The 20,512-nt window shown below is 56.1% G+C and carries 21 protein-coding genes and 1 pseudogene; 14 read left to right on the forward strand and 8 right to left on the reverse strand.

Features of this window, described 5'->3' with window-relative positions; all coding sequences use genetic code 11:
- Positions 1-168 precede the first annotated feature (168 nt).
- The 7 genes from PSQ90_RS12010 (at position 169) to PSQ90_RS12040 (ending at position 6,816) form a co-directional block, all read left to right on the forward strand.
- Complete coding sequence (locus tag PSQ90_RS12010; RefSeq protein ID WP_282210531.1) at positions 169-1,434, forward strand: ABC transporter substrate-binding protein; 1,266 nt, start codon at positions 169-171, stop codon at positions 1,432-1,434.
- Positions 1,435-1,518: 84 nt separating this feature from the next.
- The gene (locus PSQ90_RS12015; RefSeq protein ID WP_282210532.1) at positions 1,519-2,550 is read left to right on the forward strand and encodes a carbohydrate ABC transporter permease; all 1,032 of its coding nucleotides are present in this window, start codon (positions 1,519-1,521) and stop codon (positions 2,548-2,550) included.
- Entirely contained in the window at positions 2,499-3,329 is an 831-nt protein-coding gene (locus PSQ90_RS12020) for a carbohydrate ABC transporter permease (protein WP_282210533.1), read from the forward strand. The genes PSQ90_RS12015 and PSQ90_RS12020 overlap by 52 nt, the downstream gene beginning before the upstream one ends.
- Positions 3,330-3,332: 3 nt before the next feature.
- Positions 3,333-4,337: an ABC transporter ATP-binding protein gene (locus tag PSQ90_RS12025; RefSeq protein WP_282210534.1), complete on the forward strand. Its 1,005-nt coding sequence runs from the start codon at positions 3,333-3,335 to the stop codon at positions 4,335-4,337.
- A 150-nt stretch (positions 4,338-4,487) separates the two neighbouring features.
- Positions 4,488-5,270: a ThuA domain-containing protein gene (locus PSQ90_RS12030; RefSeq protein WP_282210535.1), complete on the forward strand. Its 783-nt coding sequence runs from the start codon at positions 4,488-4,490 to the stop codon at positions 5,268-5,270.
- Between the two features lie 82 nt (positions 5,271-5,352).
- Positions 5,353-6,402, forward strand: a complete 1,050-nt coding sequence (locus tag PSQ90_RS12035; protein ID WP_282210536.1) for a Gfo/Idh/MocA family protein — start codon at positions 5,353-5,355, stop codon at positions 6,400-6,402.
- Positions 6,403-6,564: 162 nt separating this feature from the next.
- Entirely contained in the window at positions 6,565-6,816 is a 252-nt protein-coding gene (locus PSQ90_RS12040; RefSeq protein ID WP_282210537.1) for a GlsB/YeaQ/YmgE family stress response membrane protein, read from the forward strand.
- 55 nt (positions 6,817-6,871) lie between these two features.
- Here the strand turns inward: PSQ90_RS12040 and PSQ90_RS12045 are convergent, their stop codons facing one another.
- Positions 6,872-8,479, reverse strand: a complete 1,608-nt coding sequence (locus PSQ90_RS12045) for a bifunctional metallophosphatase/5'-nucleotidase (protein WP_282210538.1) — start codon at positions 8,477-8,479, stop codon at positions 6,872-6,874.
- 229 nt (positions 8,480-8,708) lie between these two features.
- On the opposite strand from PSQ90_RS12045, the gene PSQ90_RS12050 reads away from it, so the two are divergent.
- The gene (locus PSQ90_RS12050) at positions 8,709-9,356 is read left to right on the forward strand and encodes a ThuA domain-containing protein (protein WP_282210539.1); all 648 of its coding nucleotides are present in this window, start codon (positions 8,709-8,711) and stop codon (positions 9,354-9,356) included.
- 12 nt (positions 9,357-9,368) lie between these two features.
- On the opposite strand, the pseudogene PSQ90_RS12055 reads toward PSQ90_RS12050, so the two are convergent.
- A pseudogene (locus tag PSQ90_RS12055) lies at positions 9,369-10,006 on the reverse strand (NrsF family protein).
- Positions 10,003-10,557, reverse strand: coding sequence for a sigma-70 family RNA polymerase sigma factor (locus tag PSQ90_RS12060; protein ID WP_282210541.1), 555 nt, complete (start codon positions 10,555-10,557; stop codon positions 10,003-10,005). The pseudogene PSQ90_RS12055 and the gene PSQ90_RS12060 overlap by 4 nt, the downstream one beginning before the upstream one ends.
- Positions 10,558-10,725: 168 nt before the next feature.
- Here PSQ90_RS12060 and PSQ90_RS12065 point away from each other — a divergent pair, with 168 nt between their 5' ends.
- The 5 genes from PSQ90_RS12065 to PSQ90_RS12085 all read left to right on the forward strand — a co-directional run bounded on the left by PSQ90_RS12065 (position 10,726) and on the right by PSQ90_RS12085 (position 15,016).
- On the forward strand, positions 10,726-11,034 hold the full coding sequence (locus PSQ90_RS12065) for a hypothetical protein (protein WP_282210542.1): 309 nt from the start codon (positions 10,726-10,728) through the stop codon (positions 11,032-11,034).
- Positions 11,035-11,123: 89 nt separating this feature from the next.
- On the forward strand, positions 11,124-11,972 hold the full coding sequence (locus PSQ90_RS12070; RefSeq protein ID WP_282210543.1) for a cytochrome b/b6 domain-containing protein: 849 nt from the start codon (positions 11,124-11,126) through the stop codon (positions 11,970-11,972).
- Positions 11,969-12,760: a molybdopterin-dependent oxidoreductase gene (locus PSQ90_RS12075; protein ID WP_282210544.1), complete on the forward strand. Its 792-nt coding sequence runs from the start codon at positions 11,969-11,971 to the stop codon at positions 12,758-12,760. Before PSQ90_RS12070 ends, PSQ90_RS12075 begins: the two co-directional genes overlap by 4 nt.
- A gap of 15 nt (positions 12,761-12,775) precedes the next feature.
- Entirely contained in the window at positions 12,776-13,180 is a 405-nt protein-coding gene (locus PSQ90_RS12080; RefSeq protein ID WP_282210545.1) for a GFA family protein, read from the forward strand.
- Positions 13,181-13,489: 309 nt separating this feature from the next.
- Entirely contained in the window at positions 13,490-15,016 is a 1,527-nt protein-coding gene (locus PSQ90_RS12085; RefSeq protein ID WP_407648217.1) for a DEAD/DEAH box helicase, read from the forward strand.
- 262 nt (positions 15,017-15,278) lie between these two features.
- On the opposite strand, the gene PSQ90_RS12090 is transcribed toward PSQ90_RS12085, so the two are convergent.
- From PSQ90_RS12090 to puuE, 5 genes are all read right to left on the reverse strand, one after another.
- Positions 15,279-15,902 (reverse strand): nucleoside deaminase, encoded by a 624-nt coding sequence (locus tag PSQ90_RS12090; RefSeq protein WP_282210547.1) that lies wholly within the window; start codon positions 15,900-15,902, stop codon positions 15,279-15,281.
- A gap of 52 nt (positions 15,903-15,954) precedes the next feature.
- Positions 15,955-16,758, reverse strand: coding sequence for an META domain-containing protein (locus tag PSQ90_RS12095; RefSeq protein WP_282210548.1), 804 nt, complete (start codon positions 16,756-16,758; stop codon positions 15,955-15,957).
- 216 nt (positions 16,759-16,974) lie between these two features.
- The gene (locus PSQ90_RS12100) at positions 16,975-17,469 is read right to left on the reverse strand and encodes an ureidoglycolate lyase (RefSeq protein ID WP_282210549.1); all 495 of its coding nucleotides are present in this window, start codon (positions 17,467-17,469) and stop codon (positions 16,975-16,977) included.
- 11 nt (positions 17,470-17,480) lie between these two features.
- Positions 17,481-18,500: an allantoicase gene (gene alc / locus PSQ90_RS12105; protein ID WP_282210550.1), complete on the reverse strand. Its 1,020-nt coding sequence runs from the start codon at positions 18,498-18,500 to the stop codon at positions 17,481-17,483.
- 80 nt (positions 18,501-18,580) lie between these two features.
- Positions 18,581-19,996, reverse strand: a complete 1,416-nt coding sequence (gene puuE / locus PSQ90_RS12110) for an allantoinase PuuE (protein ID WP_282210551.1) — start codon at positions 19,994-19,996, stop codon at positions 18,581-18,583.
- A 159-nt stretch (positions 19,997-20,155) separates the two neighbouring features.
- Here puuE and uraH point away from each other — a divergent pair, with 159 nt between their 5' ends.
- Complete coding sequence (gene uraH / locus PSQ90_RS12115) at positions 20,156-20,512, forward strand: hydroxyisourate hydrolase (protein ID WP_282210552.1); 357 nt, start codon at positions 20,156-20,158, stop codon at positions 20,510-20,512.

A 20,512-nucleotide genomic window follows, 5' to 3' on the forward strand; every position in this document is an offset into this window, starting at 1 on the left:
GAAAATTCGCCGTCTGGTTCTTTTTGGTTCAAAGCGCTTTGGAAGGTTGGCTGATCGATCCGAGTCAACCGGGGGCTTTCGGGAGGAATGCGGGGTCAGAGGATATGCAATGCATGCCCTCTGGGTTCAGCGTGTCTTCTGGCAAATGATTCTCGGGAGGAATTTTTTATGAAATTCAAGATGTTACTCGCTGGACTACTGGCGACGGTCGCCCTTGGCGGCGTTGCCCAAGCTGCCAGTTTGTCCATGGTATCGGGCGACACTGGCAATGGCCTGGCGTTCCTGCGCGGCCAGCTTGATCGCTTTGAGGCTGAAACCGGTAATACGGTGACCATCGTACCGATGCCGTCCTCTACCTCTGACCAGTTTGGTCAGTATCGTTTGTGGCTGGCTGCCGGGAATAGCGACATTGATGTGTACCAAACCGACGTTATCTGGGCGCCGCAGCTGGCGGACCAGTTTCTCGATCTGACTGATGCGGCCAAGGACGTGGTCAAGGATCACTTCCCATCGATCATTGAAAGTCAGACAGTGGACGGCAAGCTGGTGGCGCTGCCCGCGTTTACCGATGCGCCAGCGCTCTACTATCGCACCGATCTGCTCGAAAAATATAACAAGACCCCGCCCAAGACCTGGGAAGAAATGGCCGCCACTGCCAAGGAAATCATGGATGGCGAGCGGGCCGACGGCAACAAGGACATGTATGGTTTTGTGTTCCAGGGCAATGCCTATGAAGGACTGACCTGCGACGCGCTGGAGTGGGTGAAATCCTCGGGCGGCGGCCAGATCGTTGAAGCTGACGGGACGATTTCGATCAATAATCCAAAGGCTGCCGCGGCGATTGATCGGGCGGCAAGCTGGGTCGGTTCGATCGCACCCGAGGGCGTGCTGGCCTATCAGGAAGAGGAAAGCCGCGGTGTGTGGCAGCTTGGCAATTCAGTGTTCATGCGTAACTGGCCCTATGCCTATCAGTTGGGCAATAGCGCCGACTCTGCTGTGAAAGACAAGTTCGACGTGGTGCCGTTGCCTGCTGGTGCCGGCGATGGCAACAGTTCGGCCGCTACACTCGGCGGGTGGAATGTTGCGGTTTCGAAATATACGAAATCGCCAGATGAAGCGATCAAGCTGGCTTTGTTCCTGTCCTCCAAGGAGGTCCAGAAGGAACGCGCCATTGATCAGTCGAACCTGCCGACCATCGTATCGCTCTATGACGATCCTGATATTGCCAAGGCTCAGCCGATCATTCCGCGCTGGAAGGACGTGTTCCTGCAGGCCGTGCCGCGGCCATCGGCGCCGACCAAGGTAAAGTACAACGAGGTGTCGTCGCTGTTCTGGAGCGCCGTTCACGACACGATGTCGGGCAATGGTTCGGCCGCGGACAATCTTGAAGTGCTGGAAGCCAAGTTGACCGACCTCAAAGGTGACGGCTGGTAAGACCTCCAACCAGCCAAATGACGGCGGGGTCCGGACTATCCGGCTCCCGCCGTCATCCCTGAACCTTTGTGGCAGAGGATCAATATGTCGAGCGAAACAATAGTGCCGCCCAAGGTGGTGCTGGCAAAACCCATCAAATCCGAACTCCTGACGCAACGCGTTGCAGCGGCGCGATGGTTTCTAATTCCTATGTTGGTGGCGCTGGCCGTCGTTGCCGGTTGGCCGCTCCTGCGCTCGATTTATTTTTCCTTCACCGACGCCTCGCTGACTGACCTCTACAATGCCAAATTCGTCGGTTTCAAAAACTACATTTCATGGACGACGCTCAAGAGCGGACGGACAATTTATTCAGGCCTGCTAGTTGACCCGGTCTGGTGGAACGCGGTTTGGAACACGTTGCGATTTGCCGTGGTTTCGGTGTTTTTCGAGGCTGTGCTGGGCATGATCGTGGCATTGGTGCTCAATGCCGAATTCAAGGGCCGCAGCATTGTGCGCGCTGCAATTCTCATCCCATGGGCGATCCCGACAATCGTCTCGGCCAAAATGTGGGCATGGATGCTTAATGACCAATTCGGGATACTCAACGATCTGGGCCTGCGGCTCGGGCTGTTGGGTGAGAAGGTGGCATGGACGGCCCAGCCGGATACGGCCATGACAGCGGTGCTGATCGTTGACGTCTGGAAGACCACGCCGTTCATGGCCCTACTGGTGCTGGCTGGATTGCAGATGATCCCCAAGGATATTTATGAAGCTGCGGAAATTGACGGGGTTCACCCGGTCAAACAGTTTTTCCGCATTACCTTGCCGCTGGTGCGTCCGGCGCTGATGGTAGCGATCATATTCCGCCTGCTCGATGCGATGCGCATTTTCGATTTGATCTATGTGCTGACCCCCAACAGTTCAGCGACCAAGACCATGTCGGTGGTGGCGCGCGAAAACCTGTTTGACTTTGACAAGTTTGCTTATGGGTCAGCGCAATCGACGCTGTTGTTCGTGATCATCGCGGTTATGACTGCGCTCTATATCTGGTTGGGCCGGGTGCGCTTCGATGGGGGGATCGATAGATGCTCTGGAGTTATACCAAGACAACCGCCTTTTATATGCTGGTGCTGGTGATCGTGGTTATTTCGGTGTTTCCGTTCTACTACGCCATTCTGACGAGTTTCAAATCCGGCACGGCGCTGTTTCAGGTGGATTACTGGCCAACCTCGTTTTCCTGGGACAATTACATTGCCGTTTTCAGCCAAGGGGCGTTTCCGCGCAATCTGCTGAATTCGGTTTTCGTTGCATCAACGACGGTACTGTTGGCGCTGTTTCTGGCGGTCACGGCGGCGTTCGCGCTGAGCCGGGTCCGGTTTCGGGGGCGCTCACTGTTGTTGATGACGATCCTGGGCGTTTCGATGTTTCCCCAGATCGCGGTGTTGGCGGGGCTGTTTGAAGTTATCCGGGCGCTGGGCATCTACAATACGCCTTGGGCGCTGATATTCTCCTATACGATCTTTACACTGCCGTTCACGGTCTGGGTCCTGACCACATTCATGCGCGAGCTGCCCATTGAAATTGAGGAAGCAGCGATTGTGGATGGGGCGACGCCCTGGGTGATCATTACCCGGGTGTTCCTGCCACTGATGTGGCCAGCATTGGTGACCACCGGATTGCTGGCGTTTATTGGCGCGTGGAACGAATTCCTGTTTGCGCTCACATTCACATCGTCCAACCTGACGCGTACCGTGCCGGTCGCCATCGCGCTTTTGTCGGGTGGGTCGCAGTATGAGATACCCTGGGGCATAATCATGGCGGCCTCGGTAATCGTGACGGTACCGCTTGTCGTGCTGGTACTCGTCTTCCAGCGCAAAATTGTTTCCGGCCTGACCGCCGGCGGGGTTAAGGGGTAGGCAATGGCCAATATTCAACTCAAAGATGTGCGCAAGTCATTTGGCACGGTCAAGGTGATCAAGGGGGTCGATCTCGAGATCAAGTCGGGTGAGTTCATGGTGTTCGTCGGCCCGTCAGGATGTGGCAAGTCAACCCTGTTGCGGTTAGTGGCCGGGCTTGAGGACATTACCTCGGGGCAGCTGCTGTTTGACGGTGAAGTGGTCAATGGTCTGACACCATCCAAGCGCGGTATCGCCATGGTGTTCCAGTCCTATGCGCTTTATCCGCACATGACCGTATATGACAATATGGCGTTCGGGTTGACGCTGGAGAAGGGTAGCAAGGAGCAGATTCGCGAGCGGGTTACCAAGGCGGCAGACCTTTTGCAGATAGGGCAATATCTGGACAGGTTGCCCAAGCAATTGTCCGGTGGACAGCGGCAGCGCGTGGCCATCGGTCGGGCGATTGTGCGCGATCCAAAAGTGTTCTTGTTTGATGAGCCACTGTCTAATCTTGATGCGGCGTTGCGCGTGGCGACGCGGATCGAGATCGCCAAGCTGCATGAGGATATGAACAGTGTCACCATGATCTATGTGACCCATGATCAGGTTGAGGCGATGACGCTGGCGGATCGGATTTGCGTGTTGCGTGACGGCGTGATCGAGCAGGTCGGCACACCCATGGAGCTTTATGAAACGCCGGATTCGCTGTTTGTGGCGGGATTTATCGGTTCGCCCAAGATGAATTTTATTAGCGGCGAAGCGGCGGCGGCGTATAAGGCGCATACATTGGGGATAAGAGGCGAGCACCTCAATGTTGTATCAGAGGGTGGGGTGTGGAACGGCAAGGTCATTCACACCGAAAATCTCGGTGCCGACAGCTATGTCTATCTCGAAATGGGCATGGAAGAACCGGTTGTGGTGCGATTGGACGGCAACAATAACTATCATTCGGGCGATGTGGTTCACGTTTCGCCGATGGAAGACAAGCTCCATCGATTTGACGAAGAGGGTAAACCAATCCGCTGAATCTTCAGCCAGTCGCCCGACTGGCTGCAACATTAATCCATCATCCGCCGGGTCGCCCCTTGGGTTGGTCCGGCGGTTGGCCGAATCCGGGACCCGACCTCGATGATCCCGGTTCGCAATCGACAAAATTGAAGACTTCAGGAGTTTCAAATGGCTATTCGCACTCTGGTTTGGGGCGAGAACGTTCACGAGCACCTCAACAAGGTGGTACATGACACCTATCCCGAGGGGATGCACACCCAGATCGCCAAGCTTCTCAGCAGCGACGCCAATATTTCGGCCAGCACCGCAACATTGCAGGAGCCTGAGCACGGATTGACCGAGGCGATATTGGCCGAAACCGACGTTTTGCTGTGGTGGGGACATCGGGCGCACGGCGATGTGGCCGATGAAGTGGTTGAACGCGTGGCCAAGCGCGTTTGGGAAGGCATGGGGCTGATCGTTTTGCACTCGGGGCATTTTTCCAAAATTTTCAAACGATTGATGGGTTCGCCCTGCGCCTTGAGTTGGCGCGAAGCAGGCGAGCGGGAGCGGCTGTGGGTGGTCAATCCCGGTCATCCGATTGCCAAAGGACTGCCAGCCCATTTCGAACTTGAAAATGAAGAAATGTATGGCGAACCGTTTTCGGTGCCGGAACCGTTGGAAACTGTTTTCGTTTCCTGGTTTCAGGGGGGCGAAATCTTTCGCTCCGGGCTGACTTATCGGCGCGGCGCGGGCAATGTTTTCTATTTCCGCCCCGGCCACGAAACCTATCCCACTTACCACGACGATACCGTGGGCAAGGTGCTGCGCAATGCGGTCAACTGGGCCTATAATCCCAACAACTATCCTGACATCACCGAGGCGCCGAACGTGCCGGTCGACAAGGCGCTGGAGCCGATTGTCGCGCGGGGACAGGGCTTGCACAGCGCCGGTGAAGAGGGCTTCAAGTAGCACTGTAAAAATCTTGAATTGAGCATTCGCGCGGCAGCGGGGGTGCCCAATTTGGCGAACTATCGTTTCAAGGAATTCACTTATGCGTCTGCTCATTCTGGGAACTGGTGGCATGGCCAACCAGCACGCCAAACATTTTTCCGCCATTGACGGGGTGACGCTGGTGGGCGGCGTCGATGTCGATCCGGCGCGCGTCGAGGCCTTTGGTAAGGCTCACAATATTGAACGCGGCTTTGGCTCGCTCGATGCTGCATTGGCGTGGGGCGAGTTTGACGCGGTGGCCAACGTGACGCCCGACAGTGTGCATTATCCCACAACAATGGCGGCAGTCGCGGCGGGCAAGCATGTGTTTTGCGAAAAGCCGTTGGCAACTGACCACGGTCGGGCCATGGAAATGACGGAAGCTGCCGACAAGGCGGGCGTTGTGGCGATGGTCAATCTGACCTATCGCAACGTGGCGCAATTGCAAAAGGCGCGCTCCATTGTTCAGGCGGGCGAGATCGGTGCAGTCAAACACATCGAAGCCAGCTATTTGCAAAGTTGGCTCGTATCCAAGGCGTGGGGTGATTGGCGCACCGAAAGCCAGTGGTTGTGGCGGCTGAGCAAGAAGCATGGCTCCAATGGTGTTTTGGGCGATATTGGGGTGCATATTCTCGATTTTGCCGTCTATGGCGCGGGTTCGGATATTGACCGGGTGTTCTGCCGTTTGCAGACCTTTGACAAGGCAGAAAATAACCGGATCGGGGAATATGAACTGGACGCCAACGACAGCTTTGCCATGTCGGTGCAGCTGGAAAACGGCGCGCTCGGCGTGGTTCATGCGACGCGCTGGGCGACCGGGCACATGAATGAATTGCGTCTGCGGGTTTATGGCGAAAAGGGCTCGGTCGAGGTCCAGCATCGCCATGATGGCAGTTCTCTGCGGACGTGCCTTGGCGCAGATGCGGAAACCGGCACCTGGAGCGCGGTTGAGTGTGATCCGGTGCCAACCAATTACCAGCGTTTTCATGAGGCGGTGAAGGCGGGCAAGACCATGGAGCCCTCGTTCCGCCATGCGACTAATCTACAAAAAGTGCTTGATCTGGCGACTGTTACCGACACCGACCGGCGCGAGCATCAGGTCGAAGGTTGAGCGTTGCGCAAAAAGAACGTCGGCCGATGACCCAGGGGGCAACGCCATATTTGAGATCACAGGAATTTCTTCAGGCAGGTTGTTTCTAATTCGTCACGTGGTTCTTGCAACCTGTTGCACCGGTTCCGACTTAATAATGTAAGCAGGAATTGGAGCGTCGAAATGAGTATCATCTGGAGCATAATCATTGGCTTTCTGGCGGGTATGATCGCCAAATGGATTACGCCGGGCGATAACAAGCCGTCCGGGTTCATTTTGACCACGGTCCTGGGGATCGTTGGATCGCTGTTGGCGACGTGGCTGGGGCAGGTGATTGGCTGGTATGGTCCAAACGATGGGGCCAATTTTATTGGCGCCATTGTGGGGGCTGTTATCATTCTTCTGGCCTGGACACAGATCGCCCGCAGGGCCTGATATGTACGAAAAAGGGGCGCCGTGGCGCCCCTTGATCGATTCGAACTAGAAAAATCTATTTGATTTCGGTGATGCGACCATCGGTATAGGGGGTGTATTCGCCGCCCATTTTTGCGATGTAATCTGCCAGAACATTTTCCAGCGGCGGGCCAAAGTCATATGGATTGTCGCCCGACGCGAAGGTTTCATAGCCGTCGCCACCGCCACGCACATAATTGTTGGTGGCAAGAGTGTAGGTGGCTTCTTCATCGATTGGCGCAAAGCTGTCGCTGCTGCCCACCATCACGTCGCTGATGCGCGACCCGGCTGGCTTGGACAGGTCAAACGAGAATTTAAGACCTGCCACCTGTGGGAAGCGGCCGGCGCCATTTTCAACATCGCTAACCCCATTTTCGAGCGCTTCGATAACATCGGCGCCCGAGATCTGAACGGTTGCAAGGGTATTGGAGAACGGCAGGACAGTAACAACTTCACCCATGGTGATGTCGCCCGCATCAATCGAAGCGCGCAAGCCACCGCCATTTGCCAGGGCAATACTGGCACCCTGTTCTGCGGTGCGGTCAAGCATGGCGTCGGCCATCAGGTCGCCCATTTCACATTCCTGGGCGCGGCAGGTTTCACGCGAGCCATCGATGGCTGCGGTGGTGGTGCCGATGACCTTGCCCATTGCTTCCTGGATCGGACCGGCCAGAGCCGTCAGCTCTTCAGCGAACTTCGGATCACCCTTGACCGAAGCATCTATCAGGTAAGGCGCGCCGGAGGCTGATATCACATTGCCCGCGTCGTCCCAGGTGACGGCGATATCGCCAAGATATTTGCCATATTCATTGGCTTGGACCACTGGCACTTCAACGCCGGCGGGGTTGGTGACCATGGTTGGATAGGGCCCCGCAGCCTTTTCGTCGGTGTTGGACAGGAGCGTATGCGAGTGTCCGCCCACAATCACGTCAACCAGTGGCAGCGCGGCTGCGACTTGTTGGTCGACCGTGTATCCGATGTGGCTGAGCAGGATAATCTTGTTGACGCCAGCGGCGTCGAGAGCTTCGGACGCACCCCGGACATATTGGATGACGTCGTAAAATTCGACTTCGCCCGGCGATGAAATCTCAGGCGTATCTTCGGTTGTTGCGCCGATGATGCCGATTTTTTCACCGCCGACATCAACAATGATCGAGCCTTTGATCTTGCCGGCCAGATCTGGCGAACGCGAGACGTCGAAATTACCGCCAATGATGGGGAAGTTGGCCGCTGCGATGAATTTTGAGAATTCAGCCGGGCCATCGTCAAATTCATGATTGCCGGTAGCGACAACGTCAAAGCCCATCTGGTTGAAGAAATCGGCCACGACCTTCGATTTATAGGTGGTGTAATAGAGAGAGCCCTGGAAATTGTCGCCTGCGGACAGAAGCAAGACATTGCCGCCGTCCTTGCTGAGCTCGTCGCGGGTGGTGTCAATAATGGTCTTGAGGCGGGCAATGCCTCCAAAACATTCGCCCTTTGCATCGGTCTCCGCGTTGCAATCGGAGTTGGAGCCGGTGATGGGATCAAAGCGCGAGTGGAAATCGTTGATGTGCAGGATATTTAGCGTGTAGTCGGCAAATGCCGTGCCGGAGAATCCAGCAAAAAGGGTCAGCGCCGTAGCGCCGAGGAGCAGCTTCTTCATCCTGTGTTCCTTCAAATTATCTGCATTGACGTCGTCTGGCCCGCTATTATTGTTATGGGCGAACCAGTCATCGCGGAACGATAGTTAATCAGTTATTTGTGACAGTGAAAAGTGGACCAGACGGTCAAATTTATTCTTGTCGGCAACGATGGCTGATGCGTCCGAAGGGGGCTTTCAATCCGGCTTCATTGCGCTAAGTTCCCCCCGTTTGATTTGCGAGGGAATTTTTATGCGTAGCGCTTTGATCGTTTATGGGGGATGGGCCGGACACGAGCCTGAGGAATGTGCAACGATTTATCGCCGTTGGTTGCATGAGGATGGGTTTTCGGTGCGCACAGCGACAGAAACCTCAGCATTCGCCGATCCTTCGATCCATGATCTGTCTCTAATCATTCCGATCTTCACCATGTCCAAAATCGAAAAAGAAGAAGCGACCAACCTGGCCAAGGCGGTCGAAAATGGTGTTGGGCTGGCCGGACATCATGGTGGAATGAGCGACGCATTCCGCGATTCGGTTGAATATCAATTCATGGTTGGCGGCCAGTGGGTGGCTCATCCGGGCGATATCATCGACTATCGGGTTGATGTCGCAAAGCCTGATGATCCCATCATGGCCGGGGTGAAACCGTTCAATTATACGTCCGAGCAATATTACATGCACGTCGATCCGTCGATCGAAGTGCTGGCAACCACGACGTTTTCGGGCGAACACAATAGCTGGATTGACGGTGTCGTCATGCCGGTGACTTGGAAGCGGCACCACGGCAAGGGGCGCGTATTCCATACAACGCTTGGTCATGTCGCCAAGGAATTTGAAGTGCCCGAAATGGCGACGATGATGCGGCGTGGCATGAACTGGGCGGCGCGCCAGGAATAATGGTTTCAGGCGCTACCAGCGTAATAGGTAGCGCCCCAGAATGGCTCCGGCTGCGGCGACAATTGAAATGCCGAGTGTGTACCAGATCAAAAGGAATGCCAGGCCGTTTTCGCCACAGTGGAACGAATAAACCCACGCCCCGGCCCCCCCGCCAGCATACCCGCGGCAAGGCCCGCGAGCGTTGGATTGGCGGGTGCCAAACGGCGCATTGCCACCAGAAGCGTCGCCAGAATGGGAGATGACAGCGCGACGATCAGCCAAGGGCAGACCAGCGCTGATCCGCCCAGAATATAGACCATCGCGGTTTGCTGGTCGGTACCCATCAGTTGGGTTGCGGCGCCAAGCGCGAGGATAAGAACAAGGATGGGGGCGGCAAACCAAGGCCATTTTATCCGCCCTTCGGGGCGGACAAGTGTCAGGGTCAAAACCCCGCCAAGCACTGCGATTGCCATGGTGTAGGCAGACTTGATCCAGAAGACCGGACCAAGCATGGCGACGTCGATATCCGCACGGAAGCCAAGTTCCATCAACAAAGCCGATACAGCGACAACGCCGCCAATGGCCAGCGCGCCCAAAATCATCAGCTGCACGGCGTTGTGGGGTACCGGTTTTAGGTTATTGCTGAGGCGGGCAATCAACTCATCAGTCATTTGTTGCCTCCTGAAAATCGTGCCGTCAGTGCCTTGAGTCCTCGGTGAATTGAAACTTTTGCAGCCGTCTCGCTCATGTTGCTGGCTTTGGCGGCTTCAGCGATGCTGGCGCCCTCGATGCGCACTTTTCGAATCAAAGTCTCGGTGCGCTTTGGCACTGTATGCAGTGCCGTGTCCAGATCCATGCGGGTTGCAGCATCCGCTGTATCGTCGCGGGCGAATAAAGGGGCGTCATCGTCAAGCGGGACTGTAACACGCAGGGAATAGCGGCGCACGTGATCGACAAATTTGTGGTGGGCAACAGCGTGCAACCACGCGGTAAATGGTCGTTTGCGGTCATAGGACATTCGCCGCGAATGAATTGCCAGCAATGTCTCCTGCACAAGATCCTCCGCATAGGCGGCATGGGCGGCATGAAGCCGCCGTGTGAAATAGCGATATAAATGACGACGCAGCTCAGAGAGCAAAGTGCGGTATGCGCCAGCATCGCCATTGAGCGATTCCAGCATCAACGCGCGCAATCGCGTCTCGGTGGTGTCAGGCTCGCTCATTGCTACTCATTCGTTCAGATCAGGCACATGGTTACAGTCTGGGCGTGTTGTTGGGCAGTATATAGACTGGTCACGACGGTGTGAATGTGTAACCGGACAGGTTTATCGCGCGAAATGGTTGCATGTATCACGGCACAGGGCCGGTGAACATGTGCAGGAGATTTCCGGATGACTTTCCAGTCAAATCGTTTTTCACTTCCATTGGCGGCAGTGCTGCTTGTGGCATCCATGACAGCCGGGGCCAGTGCCCAGGACGCCATGAAGAGCGATGCAATGGCGGGAGACGCCATGAAAGGCGGAGCCATGGCCACTGAAGCGATGGGTGTCATGGGCATGATGAGCGAAGCCGATTTTGAATTGTGTCTTGAACAGGTGGATGCCATCACATTTGCAGAAGTCAAGAAAGTGGCTTCGGAGGCCTGCAACTCGATGCACGGTTCGGCGATGGGTGGCGATGCGATGGCGCCAAAGCAATAAACATGCTGTGATCGGCGACAATTGTTCTGCGCTACACCGTTGCTATACGGCATGTGTAGGACAATTGGCCGCTGGCGAGGGGATTCCGAATGGCAGATGTAATCGAGACAGCACCAACAAAGGGGCCGTTGATCTATAGGCAATCGATTTTTACCCGTGTCACGCACTGGGTATGGGCAATCTGCCTATTCTTCCTCTTGCTGAGCGGATTGCAGATTTTCAATGCACATCCCTCGCTCTATATCGGCCAGCAATCGGGCTTCGAGTTCGAAAATGCGGTGCTCGAAATATATGCGGTCAATACAGACGACGGCCCGCGCGGCAAGACCAAATTATTCGGACAGGAATTCGACACTAGCGGCGTTCTGGGAATGAGTGGTACCGAGCAGCGCCCGGCATTTCGAGGTTTTCCGGCGGCGCTGACCATCCCTTCATTTCAGGACCTGGCTACCGGGCGGGTGGTCCATTTCTTTTTTGCCTGGACTTTTGTCCTGACGATGTTTGTCTGGTTTATGGCCAGTTTCATCAATGGCCACATCCGACGCGATATAGTGGTAACGCCGAATGACATTCGGGGCGTGCCCAAGGATATCAAAGATCACGCAACGCTTAAATTTCGTCATGGTCGAAGCTATGGCCCGTTGCAGAAACTGAGCTATTTCGGCGTGTTCTTCATCCTGTTTCCGCTGATTATCCTAACCGGGCTGACCATGTCTCCGGGCATCGATAGTGCCTGGCCATGGTTGCTGGATGTGTTTGGCGGTCGGCAGACGGCGCGCACGATCCACTTTGTCGTAATGACGCTGCTGGTGGCATTTTTCATCATTCATATCATCATGGTTGTTGCCGCTGGCCCAATTAACGAGTTGCGCTCAATGATCACCGGATGGTACCGCGCCAGTCCGGGAACGACGACAGAAGAAGGAGAACAGCCATGAGCCAGTTGCAACTGACACGTCGCCGTTTTCTCGGTGTATCCGCCGCCAGCGCATCCTCGCTGGTATTGGCGGGTTGCGAACAATTTGATTTCCTGGGTTCGCGTGACAATGAAGTGCGCAATGTACTCGAAATGGCCAACACGCTGACCTACAAGGTTCAGCGAGGCCTGATCGGGGATCAGGTCATGGCGCGTGAATATTCGGCCAGTGAGATCCGGCAGGGTCAAAAACCCAATGGTTCAACCGATCCGACGACGCCAGAATACAAGGCACTGGTCGCCAATGATTTTGCCGACTATCGGCTCAAGATTACCGGCATGGTGGAGCAGGAGGTCAGTTTTTCGCTGGACGAATTACGCAATATGCCGGTGCGAAGCCAGATTACCCGGCATGATTGTGTCGAAGGATGGAGTTGCATTGCCAAATGGACGGGCACGCCGCTTTCCGGCCTTTTGGACCAGGCCAAGGTCAGGCCTGAGGCGCGGTTTGCCGTCTATCACTGTTTCGACAATATCCAACGCAGTCTGAGTGGGGACATTCTCTATTACGAAAGCTCGGATTTGGTGGATGCCTATCATCCACAGTCCATCTTGTCGTACGGGTTGAACGATGAGGCGTTGCCGATTGCAAATGGCGCACCGATCCGCCTGCGCATCGAGCGGGCGCTGGGCTACAAGCAGCCCAAATTCTTGCATACGGTTGAGTTGGTGGATGATCTCTCCCCGTTCGGCAAGGGCAAGGGCGGCTATTGGGAAGACAATGGCTATGATTGGTATGGCGGTATCTGAGCAGGTGAGGGCACGGTGAGTGACGAGTTGACTGGGGGGTGTCTGTGTGGCGCAGTGCGGTATCGTGTGGCGGACGAATTTGAGTACGCAGCCAATTGCCACTGCTCAAATTGTCGGCGCGCGACAGGATCGGCGTTCAAGCCCTTTGCAGGAATCACAGTTGAAAAATTTCATATAACTGCGGGCGGCGACAGCCTGCTTATTTATGGTGATCCCTCAGCGCACGATGCGCATTGCGCCAAGTGTGGGTCTTTACTTTACTCCCTGGTGCGCGACGGTACTTATTTTCATATTCCAATGGGGACGCTGGCCGATGCGCCGAGCATGTTTCCAACGGCACATATATTCGTTGCCTCTAAAGCGCCATGGTATGAGATCACCGATGGATTGCCGCAGTATGATAGTTTTGCGGACGACTAGGGCTGAAGATTTGGGGTGCGTGCAGGGCTGGCATGCGAACCCGTCACGCAAATTTGCTTGCTATTTGGGCGGTTCTCGCCCATATCACAGCCATCGTCACTGGCAGCAGAGCGCGTCGAAGCGCTTTTTGTTGCGAAACAGCATGACGGACTTCTCTTCTTATCGACCAATGCGGTGAGCGGCGAAGTACCCCGGTAGACGACCAGCCGGGCCAGCCAGCACCCGCGCGATAGCAATCTTTATATCGCCGTATGCATATTTATGAACCCGCCAATCCACAGGGATTGGCGTCGGCAGCGCCCGCTTTGGATGGCGCGCCATTTGAAAGACTATATATTGACCAATTTTGCTGAACTCGGATTGCCTGAATTGCTCGTCAACTCGCTGGCGCGCGCCGGCTTTAACGAGCCGACTAAAATCCAGTCCGAAGCCATTCCGCACCTCTTGACCGGTAAGGACCTGATGGGCATTGCCCAGACAGGCTCGGGCAAGACTGCGGCATTTGCCATGCCAATTCTAGCAGGCATTCTAACTCTAACTGGTCGTCCCCGGCCGCTGACAACGCGCGCGTTGATCCTTGCACCAACACGCGAGCTTGCGGTTCAGATCGATGAAGCGATCCGCAAATTTGCCGGTTCGGAAATGCGCCTACAGACCGTTCTGGTTCTGGGTGGCGTGTCGCGCTACCATCAGGTGCAGCGTATTGCCAAGGGTGTTGACGTGGTAGTTGCCACCCCCGGTCGACTTAAGGACCTGATTGACGACGGTAAGATCAAACTCGCGGAAACGCGCTGGTTTGTGCTCGATGAAGCCGACCGGATGCTGGATATGGGCTTTATCGCGCCGGTCAAGCATATCGCCAAGGCCATCGGGCCGCGCCGCCAGACCATGCTGTTTTCGGCAACCATGGCTCCAGAAGTTGCCAACCTATCCAAAGGTCTGCTGAACGAGCCTATTCGCGTCGACGCCAATCCTCAGGGGCAGACGGTGGTCAAGATCGACCAGCGGGTGATCCTGTCTGGCTCAAAAGCCAAGCGCGGTGTGTTGAACGAATTGCTGGCCGATCCAGCATTGGGACGCGTGATTGTCTTTTCGCGCACCAAGCATGGCGCCGACCGTGTCGCCAAGAATTTGAGTATTGATGGGCACAAGGCCGCTGCCATCCACGGCAACAAGAGCCAGAATGCACGGCAGGCGGCACTCAAGGGTTTTTCCTCGGGGCAGGTTCGCCTGCTTGTCGCAACAGACATTGCGGCGCGTGGCATTGATGTGCCCGGCATTACCCATGTGATCAATTATGAACTGCCTGATGATCCGGAAAATTATGTGCATCGCATTGGCCGGACAGGCCGCAATGGGGCGTCCGGGATCGCCATTACCCTTTGCGATGGTAGCGAACGGCTCAAGTTGCGCGATGTTGAACGGCTGATCCGCAAGAGCCTGCCGGTTTCCGGTGAGCTGCACTTAGCCAATGATACCGGCGTCGTGGAAGCGCCGCGCTCGGCCTACAAGGCCAAGGGTAATCGCGGATCGCAGCAGCCGCGCGGCGCCCGCAATCCCAAGGGGCAGGGCGATCGACGTTCTCCGGCAGAGCGTCGCCCATTCGCAGCATTTGGCGAAGGTGCGGGCAAGCCGAACCGGCCGTCCAAGCCAGCGGAAGCGGGTCGAGCCGATGGGCAGGTCACTCGCGTTCGTCGCGACAGCGAAACCGGAAAGCCGGTTGGCGCAAAGCCCGTTGCCAACAAACAGCGTTGGGGCAAAACACAGAAGGACGCGGCCAAATCGGCCCAGCGTACCGAGGGTGGACGGCGTCCGCGCAACGAACGCGTGGCTTAACCTTAAGTTAAGAAAAGAGCGGCGTTGCGCCGCTCTTTTTCATCAAACTGCAAAAATTAATGTATTATGAACGGGTCGGGCGGATCTGGTTCAAGGGCGAAGCATTATGAATCGAATAGTGTTTTCGGAACTTCGCAAAATGACCCAGTTTTTTCTTACCGCCCTATTCATTCTTGCCCTGAGCGTTTTGACGTTTGCCGCATCCTTTGCCGAAGTGCCAAGGAGCGAAATCGTGGCAAGCGCTGTGACAACAGAATAGAATTCAGGCCAGCGGTATATTTTTTCCACCCTTGTCGGCCTGGTAGATGGCCGACAGATCCGCATAAAGCGCGGCCAAATCATCAAATCGCCCCAACAAGGCCTCTCGTCCGCCACGGTCCAGGCTGGCGATCATCTGCACGATGTTGTGACTCTGCCAATATTGATTGGTCCGGTTATAAAGCGGCCGATCCGGCGAGACCATGCCGGTCTCTGGCTCGGGGACTGCGTAGACCCCTTTGAGAATGGCAATGTCGTAGGGAATGGCAAAACTGTCGCGGGTGTCCTGATAGCTGAACAAATAATAGAAATTGTCAAAACCTGACCATGTAATGCCCGAAAGGCAAAGCGAGCACGGCTCGTGGGTGGCAAGGAACAGGCAATCCTTGACGTCGGGACGGGTGGTTGGATCGAGTTCGAAAAATCGTTTGATGGCATGCATTTCACCGTGCCACAGCGGATTTTCGGTCTCGTTGTTGGTTTCGGCAATGACAACGGACAGGTCGGATTTGCGCAGAATGGCGGCTCCGAAAACCTTGTTGCCGTCCTTGACGCCGAGGCGTGTCTTGGGCGCGATTTCAGTTTCGATGACGTCGAGCAGCCGATCAATCAGTTCGCTGGTCTGCATGGCTACCCCTGAATCTTTGTTAGGGGCAGTCAGCCAGCAGGCACGGGTAATGTCAATTGTGTCCGGCGCGCAAGTGGAGCAGGTCGGATCCATCGGCGCCGAAAAGGACCAGTTCCGGCCCCGTAAGCTTATAGCTGTCAACGTTGGAGAGGGCGGCAAAGAGGGCCGCTTCCTGCACCATAACGGCGGGTGCGCACGCCATCCGAGTCGCCGCGATCGGGCCAACGCTCATCTTGTCGCCGGTCAATACAAGCTGTGCAAAATATTGGTTGCAACCGGCGTTGCCGCCACTGCGATAGTCAGCTGCGATTGAAAAAGTCAGGCCGGTCTGGGTCGTAACGGGATTACCGGCAATGGCCATGATTTGCCATTTCGTTTCAAACAATTGTCCCGAAACCGCGAGGCTGACGCTGGGGCTGTCGGCGATGGGGAAAAAAGTGGGTGTGCCCGCTTCGGCCATCGACAGGGTCAGAGCCAGTGATGGATTGGTGCCGAACTGGAGTGGTACTGGACGCGGACTGGCAAACCAGATCTGGTTGTCGGCAATGATCTGGGCAATCAGCCCGAATTGTCCGCCTGCATTGATGAGCCGTGAGTGCACCGAAAAATCAAACTGAAGCGGTACCTGGCCGGTCGGTGAAATAGCAGCGGTTGCGGCGACTATTTCTGGCAGGTCTGGCTTTGCCATATCAACGATTGCCATGCGCAGACTGGCGCCTGGGGGCAGGGCGATGCGTTCGCGATAGGTTATCTGGCCGACCATGTTTTGGGCCGGTTCAGCCGCATAGGTCGGCAGCCAGCCTGCCAAGAGCAGCACCAACACCAATATCGGGGCAACCAGAGTTCGGCCAGCCATGGCAATCGTCCTCCAACATTTATGCCACCACTATATGATGTGGCTGACGCAGGGCCAAGAGCAAGTGGTTGCCGTCGTTAATCCCGGCGGCCTAGAGCGCCGGGCGTTCCAATAGAGTCGGAACGTGCGCCCTATTTTTTGATGTAGCGTCGTTTTTGCGGAAAACAGGTTCCCACGCCCGCCTTCGCGGGAACAGGCATTTTTCCGCACGGTGCTCTAGGTCGTCGCGGCGATCAAATATGGGGTACTGAAGTGATGTTCTTCCAGATTATTGCCATCGCCGCCGCGATCAATGACAACGAAATCGCAGGTTTGCTGCAGCGGGGTCAAAACGCCGTGCCAGACATTCTGGGCGATGTTGATGCCCTGACCCGGTGCCGTGATGAAGGCAAGTGGCCGTCCCGGTTGGCCGTTGTTGTCGGGGGCCACAACGACGACAAAGGGGATTGCTGAGAGCGGATAAAAGGCCTGGCTGCCAAGGGGGTGCCGTTCCATCATTTTGAGCGGCAGCGGCAATTGATAGGGTTGACCGCGAAAGATGGAAATCAGCGGCCGGGGGTTCGCCCCAGTCAGTTCGACGGCGGCCAGATCGTGATAGCGTTCGGTCATGCCGGCATTGATCGCGTAGTGATCGGCACCCTCGGTTTGGATGACCTGCCCAAAAGGCAGAAACGCTGCTGCCGTCAAGGGGTGAAGGTCAATCTGTTGCATCTCAATGTCCATCAGGGCGCGAGTTTTCCAAATAGACGGAGGCGCGAAATGCCGCCATCAGGGAAGATGTTGACCCGCACATGGGTAACGGGGCCAATCGCGTTGACCGTCTTGAAGTCATGGATGGTGTCGGCAGACAGTTTTTGTTGCGGCAGCAGTTCTTGCCAGAACATGGCAGCGGTGACGACCGCGTCGTTGAGGTTATCGAAACCCCGGCCAAGATCGGCGGCCTGGACGGAGACTGCATCAGGGTAATTGCCCTTGTAGTGAGCGGTGTCGACCTCAATGGCATCGACAATGCCACGCGCGCCCAGCGCCAGTATGATCCAGTCATTGCCCGGCGTGCGGCGGCGGCGGGTTTCCCAACCATCGCCCATATTGATACCGCGTCCGGGCGAAAGCAGGCGCTGGAAGGAGCCGTAGTGGGCATCCGAATAAGCGATAACGCGACCACCATTGAGGGCCGACGCCAGATCAAGATTTTGCTCACCGATACTGGCGCGGTCCAACTCAGGTTCGCCATAGACCTTAAGGCGGGCGACGCCCCCGTCGGGATAAATGTGGAGGCGAACGTGGGTCCAGACCTTGTCGGATGCACAGGCGAAGAAATGATGATTTGAGGCGGTCAGGCCGCTGATATCAACGATCTGGGTCCAGACGGTGGACTGGTCAGGGGGCAAGGCGCTGTTGCAGGCTTCAATAGCGCAGGCGGGCGGGAAATTGCCGGTGAACCATGACGTATCGACGTCAAACCCGCGAATGATACCGGGGACTGCAAGCTGGATGGTGGCATGGTCATGCCCGCCATTGCGACGGCGAATGCTTTCCCAGCCATCCATGTATTTGCCGTTGTCATCATAAAGATCGGGGTCGAATGCGGGCGCGGCGTCGGACAGCATCCGGTTGACCTCGGCAAAAAAATCGTCGGTGCAGCTCAGCGCTTTGGCGCCCAATCCGGCTGAAGCAAGATTGACGCCGTTGCGGGCAAAGTCTGGAATGTCAGTTGCGGGTGGGGCGATAAGGATGCTCATGGACTCGCACTTTTCAAAAAATGACTGTCGGCAGTTAGCCGCAGGCTTGGCTTTGCCGCAAGGGGCATCGCCGCAATTGGCTAAAGCAGGATGGCGTCGAGGCGAAGCCTTGCAATGCGTTCGACCTGGGCGCACGCGGCGTTGAACTCTTCATCGGCATTATTGTTGATGCGGTTCTTGAAGGCATCCAGAATGGTGGCCCTGGTATTGTCCTTGACCGCGATGATGAAGGGGAAGCCGAATTTTTCGACATAGGCCGTGTTGAGGGCGGTGAAGGTTTCACGCTCCTCGTCGGTCAAGGCATCGAGCCCGGCTGAGGCCTGCTCATCTGTTGAGGCTTTGGTCAGCCGTCTGGCGGCCGCGAGTTTGCCAGCGAGGTCGGGATGAGCGCGTAGAACGCCTAGTTTTTCGTCGTGGCTGGCGAGGCGAAACTGGGTGCGCAATGCGAAGTGCAAGCCAACTGCTGTATTATTGGCGGGGGCGAGTTCACCCTCCCAAGCGCGTTCAGCGATCCAGGGGGAATGTTCAAAAATCGAACCAAAATGGTCAATGAAACCGGCTTTGTCGAGGTGGCTTGGTTGCAGGTCGGGCGATTGGTAGGGATGTTGGCTGGCCCAGTGGCGGGCAATTTCAAGGCGTGTCGGGACCCAGACCTTTTCGTGGGTGGCGATATAGTCGAGGAACCGTTGCAGGCCCATTGCGCGACCGGGTTGACCGACCAGGCGGCAATGAAGACCGACGCTCATCATTTTTGGGCTGCCGGATTTGCCCTCTGCATAAAGGCAATCAAAACTGTCCTTGAGGAACTGGAAATAGGCTTCACCATTGTCGAACCCGGAAGGGGTGACAAAGCGCATGTCGTTGGCTGAAAGCGTATAGGGAATGATCAATTGCGGGCGTTCGTCGTGGACGCGCCAATAGGGCAAATCATCGTCATAAGTATCCGAAATATAGGCGAAGCCGCCTTCTTCGGAGACCAGATCGACCGTATTGAGCGAGCAGCGGCCCGTGTACCAGCCCAGAGGGCGCTCGCCTGTCGCGATTGTGTGCAGATGGATGGCTTGCCGGATTTGCTCGCGTTCGGTTTCGGGCGGCATATCCTTGTGTTCGACCCATTTGTAGCCATGGCTGGCGACTTCCCAGCCTGCGGCCTGCATGGCTTCAAGTTGAGCCGGGGCCCGCATCAAAGCCGTTGCCACGCCATAAATGGTCAGGGGCAAATTGGCATTGGTGAATATGGCATGCAGACGCCAAAATCCGGCACGGGCGCCATACTCATACATCGATTCAATGTTCCAATGGCGCTGGCCGGGCCAAGGGGCGGCGCCGACAACGTCGGCCAAAAAGGCTTCGGAAGCCTCATCGCCATGCAAAATATTGTTTTCGCCACCTTCCTCATAATTGAGGACAAATTGCACCGCGATATGGGCGCCGCCCGGCCAGTTTGCCTTGGGCGGGGTGGCGCCATAACCATGAAGATCGCGGGGGTAACGCATGAAGACATCTCGCTGTTATTTACTCGAGTTTAGCTGTTGGGATTGTAACAACAAGATGCACAAAAATAGACCAAATGGTAAAAATCTGTTGCGCCCCCCTTGGAACGCACGAAATTTGCGATAGTCTGCGTCCTTGGGGCAAAGCAAAGGATTGCATAAATGGCGGGATCGGGGCGCCTGACAACGCATGTTCTGGACACCATGCATGGCAAGCCAGCGCGGGGGATGCGCCTTGATCTGCTTTATGTGCACGGCGACCACACCCATCATATTGCCGAAAGTTTTACCAATGCCGACGGTCGAGTGGATCAGCCGCTTCTGGAAGGTGAGCAGTTCGACAAGGGAATATTTGAGATACAATTCCATGTCGGCCAGTATTTCGAACGGCTGGGCGTTGAGCTTGAGAACCCGTTTCTGGACGTGGTGCCGATTCGTTTTTCCATTGGTGAAGACAGCCACTATCATGTGCCGTTGCTGGTGAGCCCATTTGCCTATTCAACCTATCGGGGCAGCTAA

Source organism: Devosia rhodophyticola (assembly GCF_028816475.1).
In the GTDB taxonomy this organism is placed as follows: domain Bacteria; phylum Pseudomonadota; class Alphaproteobacteria; order Rhizobiales; family Devosiaceae; genus Devosia; species Devosia rhodophyticola.